This window comes from Paenibacillus medicaginis (assembly GCF_042138635.1).
Taxonomy (GTDB): Bacteria; Bacillota; Bacilli; order Paenibacillales; family Paenibacillaceae; genus Paenibacillus; species Paenibacillus medicaginis.
The window spans coordinates 125216-136426 of record NZ_JBHIRY010000013.1 but is presented as its reverse complement, the minus strand read 5'-3'; the positions used below and the strand labels follow the sequence as shown (position 1 = coordinate 136426).

Below are 11211 nucleotides of genomic sequence, written 5' to 3'. Positions count from 1 at the left end.
CTGTTCGCCCATTAAAGCGGTACGCGAGCTGGGTTCAGAACGTCGTGAGACAGTTCGGTCCCTATCTGTCGTGGGCGCAGGAAATTTGAGAGGAGCTGTCCTTAGTACGAGAGGACCGGGATGGACGTACCGCTGGTGTACCAGTTGTTCCGCCAGGAGCACCGCTGGGTAGCTATGTACGGACGGGATAAGCGCTGAAAGCATCTAAGCGTGAAGCCCCCCTCAAGATGAGATTTCCCAGTATGTAAGACCCCTTGAAGACGACGAGGTAGATAGGCTGGGGGTGGAAGTGCAGTAATGCATGGAGCTGACCAGTACTAATCGGTCGAGGGCTTATCCTAATGAATAAAACGCAATGACGTTTCGGATCCGGTTTTCAGGGTGTAAACCCTTGATGCGCTATGAAATTCATACACACAGTACGTGATGTACCGAATTTCTCGCGGCAGCATGAAGCTGCATGTCTTTTCTGAGGTTGATTATTTTTCTGAAGAATTTCGGGAGGTAACTCGACCGGAAAAAACCTGTCTGGTGGCGATAGCGGAGGGGTTCCACACGTACCCATCCCGAACACGACCGTTAAGCCCTCCAGCGCCGATGGTACTTGGACCGAAGGGTCCTGGGAGAGTAGGACGTTGCCAGGCAAATCCCCTCGGGGAAGGATACATATTGGGGCCCTTAGCTCAGCTGGTTAGAGCGCACCCCTGATAAGGGTGAGGTCGGTGGTTCGAGTCCACTAGGGCCCATCATTTACATAGAAATTTTATATGAAATTAATATATGGGGCCATAGCTCAGCTGGGAGAGCGCATCGCTGGCAGCGATGAGGTCAGGGGTTCGATCCCCCTTGGCTCCATTTAAGTATGAGCCGGTGTAGCTCAATTGGTAGAGCAACTGACTTGTAATCAGTAGGTTGGGGGTTCAAGTCCTCTCGCCGGCACCATTTCAAGTGAATGTGGAACCGTGGTGTAGACGCCTAACATGCCTGCCTGTCACGCAGGAGATCGCGGGTTCGTCGGAGCATAAACTTCGTTAGGATAGACATCGCAGTCTCCCATGAAGTGGGAGTACCCCGGAGGTTCCGTATTAACTTCAGGGATGAGAACCCTAATAAAGTTTGTCAGAGCATTATTTTTATTGAGAGCCATTAGCTCAGTCGGTAGAGCACCTGACTTTTAATCAGGGTGTCGAAGGTTCGAGTCCTTCATGGCTCATCAGCTTCCAATATATGCGGTCGTGGCGGAATTGGCAGACGCGCACGGTTCAGGTCCGTGTGGGCTAACCCCCCGTGGAGGTTCGAGTCCTCTCGACCGCATCAACCTAATAATGAACAAGCTCTTGAATTTGTTTTATGACAATTCAGGAGCTTTTTGTATATTCAGAATTTTGTAAGGTGCTGCTCATCACTTATGCTGAAGAAATGCGTCTGTCTTCTGTTCCCTCGACATCAAATGGAGCATCACCTATTTCGCTTTGCTCACAGCTTGAAACAAGTTTGCCGGTTCGATTTCTCTGCCCCCCACCAACGTTGATGATTGTTCTATGCTATTTCAAACCGTACATTCAACTCTGCGATTCCAGCTTCCTCCACACGGCTGACAAAATCCTCGTCATATTGTGCAAACCTGCTATTGTTGATCAGTAAGTGAAGAAAGTTGGAGCATGTCGTTAAATTCGCTAAAACGGTGGCAATCAGATTTGGCTGACAAAGAAACGTTCGAGCAAAAAACGTATTTTTTGTGTTATTTTATATTACATAAAGATAACTTAAACCTCCCGATTAACAAGAAAATATTCATAAAAAATAAAATTATCATTCAACGTGTAATTTACAACTACATATTGTGTGATATTATTGATTTAAGGATGTTATATTTTCTGGAATGGAGGTTTTCGGCATGTACATTTCAAATCTTCCTTTAAACCAATCCTACTCTGCTTCTTCTTTTTACGATGAAATGTACGACGGCACCGGCGCAGTCCGCAGGCATTACGAGCGGCTATACGAGAAGCTTCAACTGATGAATGCCGAAAGCCTGGGGCGACGGCAGCGGGCGATGAATCAGCGCATGCTGGAGGAAGGCATTACTTACACGCTTTACGCCGACGGGCAGCAGGAGGCGCTGGAACGGACGATTCCGTTCGATATTCTCCCCCGCATTATTCCGCAGCACGAATGGCGGGAGCTTGAACGGGGCGTCATCCAACGGACGAAGGCGCTGAATCGGTTTCTGTACGACTTGTATCACGATCAACATATTATTAACGATGGCATCATTTCTCGGAAAATGGTCGTGTCGAACCGGTACTTCCGTCCGGAGATGATGCGCCTGCACGTGCCGGACGACATCTATGTCACATGCTCCGGCATCGATCTGATCCGCGACGAGCACGGCCAATTTTTCGTGCTGGAGGATAACCTTCGATCACCGTCCGGCTTCTCGTATCTGTTCACGACACGCATGATGATGAAACGTTTTTTTCACGATTCGTATTTCTCTTGTTCTGTGGCGGAAGTCGAGCACAGCCTAGGCGCCTTCTTGTCCGCCTTGAAGCGGATCGCACCCCGCGACCGGGCGAATCCGACCGTCGCGCTGCTGACGCCGGGCAAATTCAATTCCGCCTACTTCGAGCATACGTATCTCGCCCAGAAGATGGGCATCGAGCTGGTGGAGGGCGGCGACCTCGTTTGCATTGATCATAAAATTTATGCCCGCACGACGACGGGCTTGAAACAGATCGACGTGGTGTACCGGCGCATTGATGATGATTATCTCGATCCGCTTGCCTTTCGGCCGGATTCTGTGCTAGGGGTCGCCGGGCTGATGAATGCGTACCGTGCCGGCAACGTGGCGATTGCGAACGCACCGGGCACTGGCGTCGCCGACGATAAGGCGATCTATACGTTCGTCCCCGACATGATCCGGTATTACTTGAACGAAGAGCCGATTTTGCCGAACGTGCCGACGTATTTGCTTGAGCGCCCCGACGAGCGGGAGTATGTGCTGGAACGGCTCGACCGGATGGTGGTTAAGGAGACGTCCCTGTCTGGCGGATATGGCATGTTGATTGGGCCTTCCGCCACGGAAGAGGAACTGATGCGTTTTGCCGAAAATATTCGCATGAACCCCGGCAATTATATTGCACAGCCGACGATATCGCTATCCACGGCGCCGATTATGAATCACGGCCAGTTCGTGCCCAGGCATATTGACCTGCGCGCTTTCGCCCTGTTCGGGAATTCCGTACATGTGATCCCTGGGGGGCTGACCCGTGTTGCCATGAAGGAAGGGTCACTCGTCGTCAACTCGTCGCAAGGCGGCGGCTGTAAGGACACTTGGGTGCTAAGAGAATAGGCCTATGCTTTCGAAGCGAGTTTTGCTCGAAGCTGATTCAAGAAGCAATGCTCACAAAATTTTAGGAGGAGGTTTGCCATGCTAAACCGAATTGCCGAATCGTTGTTTTGGATCGGCCGCTACACGGAGCGGGCCGAAAACCACGCCCGGCTGATCGACGCGTTCTATCATATTCGCGAAGAGACGGCGGACGAGGACCACTTGTGGATTCGCATGGTGCAGGCGGTGGGAGACCCAGCACAGTTCGAAGCCGCGCACCCTGCATACCGGGAGCAAGATGTGCTTTTCTATGTGGCGCTTGATGCCAGTCACTCGAACTCCATTAACGCATGCGTTCAGTCGACAAAGACGAATTTGAAGACAGTGCGGGAACGGCTGCCGGAGGAGCTGTGGGACATTGTGAACGGGTTTGCGTTATGGCTGAGAAGCCGCGATGCGAATGAATTGCTGTACGAATCCCCATTTCTGTTTTTGCGTAAAGTGAAGGAGAATATGGGGATGTTTTATGGTGCCGCACAGCATATGATGTTCCGCGATCAGCAGTGGCTCATCATGGAGAGCGGTCGGTACCTAGAGCGGGCAGAAAATACGGCACGGCTACTGGAGTCGTTGTATCGTTCGATTGCCGACGACGAGCCCCGTGTTTCCTATTACTTGTTTTCTGCGGCGCGGGCGCTTGGCGGTGTTGATGTGTATCGGCGGCTCTATTCCGATCATTTCACATTGGAGCATACGACATCGCTGTTGGTTATGAACGAGTTGTTCCCGCGCTCGGTTCAGCACGGTCTGAGCGGGCTGGGGGCAAGCCTTCATACGATCCGCAGCATGAACGGAGCCGACCCGGCGCTCGACAAGGCGATTCGTCTCGTGGCGAAGGTGCGGTCCGAGTTATCGTGGTTAGACACTTCCGAGCTTGCAAAAGATTCGCTGCTGTATTCGCTTTTGAACGGCATGGCGGCAATCAATCAGCTCGGCGCGGCCGTGGGTGACGCCTTTTTTCACACGAGGCAGGGGGTTCGCGCATGAAGCTCAAAATTTCGCATACGACCAAATACGGCTACGAGGAGCCGGTGATGGACAGTGTCAATGAAATTCGCCTATCACCGCGAACGAACTACCGTCAGGCGTGTTACCACCACACCATCTCGGTGGAGCCGAACGCTTCGTTGTTCACATATGAAGACTTCTTCGGTAACCGGATCCACGCGTTCACTGTGAACGCCCGGCATCCCGGGCTTGTCATTACGGCGGTATCGACGGTCGTTACGCACAATAATGACGGCGTCCGGAATCAAGTGTTATCCCCGAAGGAAGACTGGCGGATGCTTGCCGACGAAGCGCTGCAAAACAAATTCGCGGAATTTTTACTGCCGACGCTTTACACGTCTGTCGGCGAAGACGTTCGGACGTATGTGGATGAGATATCGCTCCCTGATGCGGGAGTATACGATCTGGTCATGGAGACGGCCGGTAAGGTATACCGCAATTTTCAATATCAGCCGAACACGACGGTTGTTACGACGCGAACGGATGAATTTCTGCGGCTGAAGAAGGGGGTCTGCCAAGATTTCGCCCATCTGATGATCGCGGTGTGCCGGGCTAAGGGCATTCCCGCTCGTTACGTGAGCGGTTACCATTTTGTCGGCGATTTGCAGACGCGGACGGCCGACTTCGAGCAGGCGTCTCACGCCTGGGTCGAAGCGTACATTCCCGGCACCGGCTGGCTCGGCTTCGACCCGACGAACAACAACCGTGTGGACGAACGGTACGTCAAACTGGCGCATGGACGGGATTATTTCGATATTGTTCCGGTCAAGGGGATTTATCGCGGCACGCCGCTGCAGAACATGTTGGTCGAGGTGGATGTGCAGCAGCTGTGACCTGGATACTGCCGTGTCGCCGTCATCTGTGGACTCCGCCCTGAGCGGGAAACGGTCGGTCTGGATTCACGTCAGGTTGAACAGAATAGCTGTCACGAGGCTTGAGTTTAATTTTAAAAATTACCTGCATAAGCCTGTCATCTGTTGTTTATGCAGGTAATTTAATACATCGTTAAGGTTTCATAAAATCTTGTTTACCCAAATTGTTAATTGACTGTTAACGCAATCAGCAGTATGATTACGTATACATCGGGACGTAGCTCAGCTTGGTAGAGCACCTGGTTTGGGACCAGGGGGTCGCATGTTCAAATCGTGTCGTCCCGATCTCTTTATGATTTGTTATTTAGCCTGATAAACGCTATTCTGAAGCCAGACTTTCTTCGGAATAGCGTTTTTATTTTAATTGATCCTCTAAAAAATTTCTTTGCAGCGTATCTTTTTCATATCTCCAATCGTCTTCTTCATGAAACCTTTAACAAGGACTTAACAAAGGGGGGCCCCATTTATGGCCTTTGTGAAATCCACACACACAGATTATTTAAATAAACAAACGCATGCCGAGCTTCTGCAAGCTCTGCCTTCTTTGCTGAAATACTGCCTTAAGCTTACAGGTTCCAGATGGGAAGCCGAAGATTTGGTACAGAGCACTTGTCTTCAGCTGCTTGGGAAGCTGCCGCTGCAGGATACGGCTGTGAACTGGGAGGCGTACCTCATCCGTTCAGCGCGGAATACGTGGATTGACCGGATTAGGCGACAGGCTGCAGGTCAACGCGCTGCCTCACGTTTAAATGTAAATGCAGCGTATAGTAGTGACAAGTACGGGACGGATCTTGAGCTGGCGCTCTCCACTCTCATTCATTGGCTGCCGCCGTGGCAGCGGACCATTTTCCTGCTGCGGGAGATATGGCAGTACAAAACCAGTGAGGTGGCTGAACTGCTGGGTACGACCGAAGGAGCAGTCAAGGCAGCGTTATCCAGAGCACGTGCCGCCCTGGCCGATGGCAAAGAGCGGCGTGCCGAAGCTGTTTGTCTTCCTGAGGATCAGGAAAGCAGGGAACTGCTGAAGGCCTATTTATCCGCCTTCCGGCGCGGTGATGTACAGCTTCTTGTCGAGCTGGGACTGCATGATGCGGCAGAACCGCAAGCTTTGCTTCCAGTTATTCTTGAAAGCAGTATGCGGGCAGGCAGAGTGAACTCACGACGGCAGCAGCCGGACGAGACGAGGGCTCAATTGGCAGCGTAGAACAGGAGAATGCAATATGAATGCTATACCGTACGTTGTGGAGCAGACCAGCCGTGGAGAACGCAGCTATGATATTTATTCAAGGCTGTTGAAAGACCGTATCATTATGGTGTCCGGTGAGATTGAAGATCATATGGCGAACATCATTGTGGCCCAGTTGCTGCATTTGGCTGCCGAAGATCCCGAGAAAGATATTCAAATGTACATTAACAGCCCAGGAGGATCGGTGACGGCCGGGTTTTCCATTTATGATACGATGCAGTTTGTGAAACCTGATATATCAACGATATGTATCGGTATGGCGGCAAGCTTCGGAACGATTCTGCTGACCGGCGGTACCAAGGGCAAGCGCCTTGCCCTGCCCAACAGCGAGATCATGATCCATCAGCCGCATGGAGGGGCTCGGGGTCAGGCTTCCGATATCCGGATACAGGCGGAACGAATTCTGAAAAGCCGGGAAAAACTGAACAAAATTTTGTCCGATCATACGGGTCAGCCGTTAGAGCGCATAGAGAAGGATACGGACCGGGACCATTTTTTCTCAGCTGAAGAAGCGGTGGAATATGGTTTGGTGGACCGGATCGTCACACGTGTTTAACTGAAAACCAGCCTTTAAAAATGGGAAGCGAGAGCTTCCTGTTTTTTTGTTTTGGTAAGACAACATCTCCAGGATCTTTCGTCGTAAATATTTGCAGATATTTAATAAGCTGTGAGCATAATCACATGAGAGAAAAATAAAAATGTATATAATATTTTATTGATAATGATTATCATTATCGAAAATAATATCACCACTTCTTTTGTCTGATACATTATGGGTCAAGAGAGGAGGGGTGAACTACATACCATGAGCAAGTACTCGAAGCTGCAGAATGAATTCTATGGAGGTGTATACTTTGAAGCCCATATATGTTGGATTGGGTTTGTTTTTCTTCGCTTTAGGAGCAGCCGGGGCAGTTCTCCCTTTATTGCCGAGCACTCCCTTCTTGTTGCTGTCCGCCCTTTGCTTTGCACGGGGATCAGATCGATTTAATCAATGGTTCCTATCGACAAGGCTGTACAAAAATCATCTGGAGAGCTTTATACGCACCCGTTCCATGAAGCTGCGGACCAAGATCATAACGGTCGGATTTGCTTCATCCATGCTGGCACTTGCTTTTATTCTTTCAAATTCCTTCTGGGTCAAAGGAGGAATCTTGTTGGCAGCAGCTTTCAAATACTACTATTTTATATTTCGGATTCGTACAGAAAGCCCCCGAGTCAGTGAAGCAAGCAACGATGCACCGCGCAAGCGCTCAAAAATGATGGATAGCAGACTGCTGGCTCTGGTTGAGCATTCCCGCCAATATATTGCACTTGGTGTTCTGATGAACTGGATCGGTCTGTTAGCCAACGTCTGTGCGGTTATTACGGTTGCAACGATGCTGCAGCGCGGCTGGGAGGGACAACTGACAGGAGGCTTTACTCTACTGGCCTGCGGAATTATTGCCGGGTCCATTGGCATTCGTTGTATTTGCGCTTATGTCGCCAGCCTGCTGTCCTGGCGCTCCTCAAACAATGCCAAGCAAACCCTGCGTACCAGTCTATACCGCAAACTGTTGAAACTGGGGGTTGGGTACACGGAGCGGACCTCAACTGCCGGAGCGGTTCAGATATCCGTGGAGGGTGTGGAGCAGTTGGAGCATTATTTTGGACGTTATATGCCGCAATTGTTCTATAGTTTGCTTGCTCCCTTGACTTTATTCGTTATCCTGTCGTTCATCAGCTTCAAATCGGCATTAATCCTGCTGATTTGTGTTCCGCTCATTCCCGTATCAATCATTGCAATTATGAGATTCGCCAGGAAGCTGTTCAGCAAGTACTGGGGAAGCTACGTCAATCTCGGTAATGGATTCCTGGAAAATCTGCAAGGACTGACCACCCTGAAAATCTATGCAGCCGACGAGCAGCGGCACGAGGAGATGAATGCCACTGCTGAAAGCTTCCGGCGGATGACCATGCGTGTGCTGCGTATGCAATTGAACTCGGTTGCGATCATGGACATCATCGCCTACGGTGGAGCCGCAATAGGTGTGATCATAGCTGCTAATGAATTCGCCGCGGGACGGATTCCTCTGTGGGGCGCCTTGACAGTTATGTTGCTATCGGCGGAGTTCTTCATTCCCCTGCGGCTGCTTGGCTCTTATTTTCACATTGCCATGAATGGCATGGCGGCCAGCGACAAGATTTTTGAGCTGCTTGAGCTCGATGAACGACAGCGGGGCAACGGCACTATCCATGATGGGAGCATCCAACTGGAGCAATTAAGTTTTTCCTACAATGGTGCGAAAAGAGAGGCCGGGCAAACAACGCTCAAGGATATTAACCTGGACATTCCGCAAGGCAGTCTGACTGCCTTCGTAGGCCAATCCGGTTCAGGCAAAAGTACGCTTGCCGCACTGATGATGGGCTTTGTGAACGGTTATGAGGGACGATTGATTGTGGGAGGAAGCGAAAGGCGGGATATACTGGAGCAGACAGTCATGCAGCGGATTACACTGGTGAGCCTGGGCAGTCATATTTTCAAGGGAACGGTTAAGGAAAATCTGCGTATGGGAGCGCCGGCTGCGGATGAGGATGATCTGTTGCAGGCTTTGGAGCAGGTGAATTTACGGGAATTCGTACTTTCCCAAGGTGGCCTGTCCTATGCGCTGGAAGAGCAGGGGGCCAATCTGTCCGGCGGCCAGCGCCAGCGGATGGCCCTGGCCAGAGCCTTACTGCATGACAGCGATATTTACATTTTTGATGAGGCCACCTCTAACATTGACGTAGAAAGTGAAGAGAAGATTATGGAGGTCATTCACACACTGGCCAGACGCAAAACGATTATTCTGATTTCGCATCGGCTGGCGAATGTCGTACAGGCTGACTGTATCCATGTGTTGTCGGAGGGGCGGCTTGTGGAAAGCGGTACACATCGTGAGCTGCTGGGGCTAAATGGCCATTACGCGGCACTGTTCAACAGCCAGCAGCAAATTGAGCAATTTGCCAAAGGGGGCATGGCATATGCGTAGGAGCGGCCTGAACATTATGGCAAGGCTGATGGTACTGTTGGGTCCGCTTGTGCCGATCATGCTGGTGACGATTATATTCGGGGTGCTGGGCTTTCTGGCAGCCATAGCAATTCCCATTCTGGGTGGATACCTGCTGTTGTACGGCATGGGAATGGATCAGTCACTGAATCCCGGGCTTATCACTGGTGCTGTCGCAGTCTGTGCCATTCTGCGCGGGCTACTGCGCTACGGAGAACAGATCAGCGGCCACTATATTGCTTTCAAGCTGTTGGCCGTGTTGCGCGACAAGGTATTCCAGACACTGCGCAGGCTGGCACCAGCCAAGCTGGAAGGACGCGATAAGGGAAACCTGATTGCAATAATCACCAGTGATATTGAACTGCTTGAAGTATTTTACGCTCATACGATAGCACCTGTTGTGATCGGTGTCATAACATCCCTGATCATGACAATCTTCATTGCAGCGTACAGCGGAACGCTGGCTTGCATTGCCGCTGCCGCCTACATTACAGTGGGTCTGATCATTCCCATTGTCACCTCCCGTATCGGAAAACGCCAGGGTATGGAATACCGGGACAGCTTTGGGGTGCTCAGCAGCTATTTTCTGGACAGCCTGAGCGGGCTCAAAGAAGTCATTCAGTATGGTTGCGGCAAGCAGCGTTTGAGTACCATTTCAGAGATGACTCATGAGCTTGAAGGCAAGCAGAAATCGCTGAAGAAGCATGAGGGCGTAACACGTGCATTATCGGAGGCCGCGGTGCTGGGATTCTCCTTTGTCCTGCTGCTTGCAGGTCTGCATCTCCAGACTGCGGGCCAGATAAGCTACAGCGGAGTGCTGATTCCAACCATCGCCCTTTTCAGCTCCTTCGGTCCTGTAATCGCGCTCAGCCAGCTGTCCAACAATCTGCTGCAGACTTTTGCCAGCGGTGAACGGCTGCTGCGGCTGCTGGATGAGCAGGAGACGGTGGAAGAAGTGACGACCGGAAGCCATCCGAAGTTTACCGGTGCAGGATGGGATAACATCAGCTTTGCTTATGACGGAGGAGCGGTATTGGAGGGCATCAGTATACCTGTAACCCGTGGCCGCATTCTCGGTATCACAGGGAGGAGCGGGTCAGGCAAATCAACATTGCTCAAGCTGCTGATGAGATTTTACGATCCACAGACCGGGTCGGTGCAAATATCCGGCCAGGATATCCGTGTGATCAATACGGCTGCACTGCGTGGCCTGCAAAGCTATGTGACGCAGGATACCTTCCTGTTCAACGATACGATTGAAGCCAATATTCGCATTGGACGGGCGGATGCCAGCCCTGAACTCGTAGAAGCCGCAGCGCGGAAGGCATCCGTGCATGAGTTTATTATGTCACTGCCGGAAGGCTACCGTACAAAGGTCGGGGAGCTTGGCGGAAGACTGTCCGGCGGTGAGAAGCAGCGAATCGGGCTGGCACGGGCTTTTATCCGCCAATCCCCGCTAATGTTGCTGGACGAGCCGACAAGCAATCTGGATGGATTCAATGAGGCCATCATTCTGAAAGCGCTGGATCAGGAACGGGAAGGAAGGACAATTGTGCTGATATCCCACCGTGAATCCACGATGAATATCGCAGATGAAGTGTATCACATCAAACTTTAACAAGCCTGACATTGTATTTGGCCAGCAAGAGGCGTATAATTCGT

7 protein-coding genes, 6 tRNA genes and 2 rRNA genes are annotated in these 11211 nt (G+C 51.2%); all 15 read left to right on the top strand.

What is annotated here, in order from left to right:
* Positions 1 to 341 (top strand): 23S ribosomal RNA (locus ACE5LO_RS14840); the annotation flags it as partial.
* A 186-nt stretch (positions 342 to 527) separates the two neighbouring features.
* Positions 528 to 644: ribosomal RNA gene (gene rrf / locus ACE5LO_RS14835) — 5S ribosomal RNA — on the top strand.
* A 28-nt stretch (positions 645 to 672) separates the two neighbouring features.
* A tRNA-Ile gene (locus ACE5LO_RS14830) sits at positions 673 to 746 on the top strand.
* A gap of 36 nt (positions 747 to 782) precedes the next feature.
* Positions 783 to 855 (top strand) — tRNA-Ala (locus tag ACE5LO_RS14825).
* An 11-nt stretch (positions 856 to 866) separates the two neighbouring features.
* A tRNA-Thr gene (locus tag ACE5LO_RS14820) sits at positions 867 to 942 on the top strand.
* A 198-nt stretch (positions 943 to 1140) separates the two neighbouring features.
* A tRNA-Lys gene (locus ACE5LO_RS14815) sits at positions 1141 to 1213 on the top strand.
* A gap of 16 nt (positions 1214 to 1229) precedes the next feature.
* Positions 1230 to 1314: transfer RNA gene (locus ACE5LO_RS14810), tRNA-Leu, on the top strand.
* Positions 1315 to 1897: 583 nt separating this feature from the next.
* A complete protein-coding gene (locus tag ACE5LO_RS14805; protein WP_375520800.1) occupies positions 1898 to 3355 on the top strand; it encodes a circularly permuted type 2 ATP-grasp protein in 1458 nt (485 codons plus the stop codon).
* Between the two features lie 78 nt (positions 3356 to 3433).
* The gene (locus ACE5LO_RS14800; protein WP_375520799.1) at positions 3434 to 4381 is read left to right on the top strand and encodes an alpha-E domain-containing protein; all 948 of its coding nucleotides are present in this window, start codon (positions 3434 to 3436) and stop codon (positions 4379 to 4381) included.
* The gene (locus tag ACE5LO_RS14795; RefSeq protein WP_375520798.1) at positions 4378 to 5235 is read left to right on the top strand and encodes a transglutaminase family protein; all 858 of its coding nucleotides are present in this window, start codon (positions 4378 to 4380) and stop codon (positions 5233 to 5235) included. Before ACE5LO_RS14800 ends, ACE5LO_RS14795 begins: the two co-directional genes overlap by 4 nt.
* A 250-nt stretch (positions 5236 to 5485) precedes the next feature.
* Positions 5486 to 5559 (top strand) — tRNA-Pro (locus ACE5LO_RS14790).
* 181 nt (positions 5560 to 5740) lie between these two features.
* On the top strand, positions 5741 to 6478 hold the full coding sequence (locus tag ACE5LO_RS14785) for an RNA polymerase sigma factor (RefSeq protein ID WP_375520797.1): 738 nt from the start codon (positions 5741 to 5743) through the stop codon (positions 6476 to 6478).
* A gap of 16 nt (positions 6479 to 6494) precedes the next feature.
* A complete protein-coding gene (clpP, locus tag ACE5LO_RS14780) occupies positions 6495 to 7076 on the top strand; it encodes an ATP-dependent Clp endopeptidase proteolytic subunit ClpP (protein WP_375520796.1) in 582 nt (193 codons plus the stop codon).
* Between the two features lie 298 nt (positions 7077 to 7374).
* A complete protein-coding gene (locus ACE5LO_RS14775; RefSeq protein WP_375520795.1) occupies positions 7375 to 9531 on the top strand; it encodes a DUF454 family protein in 2157 nt (718 codons plus the stop codon).
* Positions 9524 to 11167: an amino acid ABC transporter ATP-binding/permease protein gene (locus ACE5LO_RS14770; protein ID WP_375520794.1), complete on the top strand. Its 1644-nt coding sequence runs from the start codon at positions 9524 to 9526 to the stop codon at positions 11165 to 11167. Before ACE5LO_RS14775 ends, ACE5LO_RS14770 begins: the two co-directional genes overlap by 8 nt.
* Positions 11168 to 11211 lie beyond the last annotated feature (44 nt).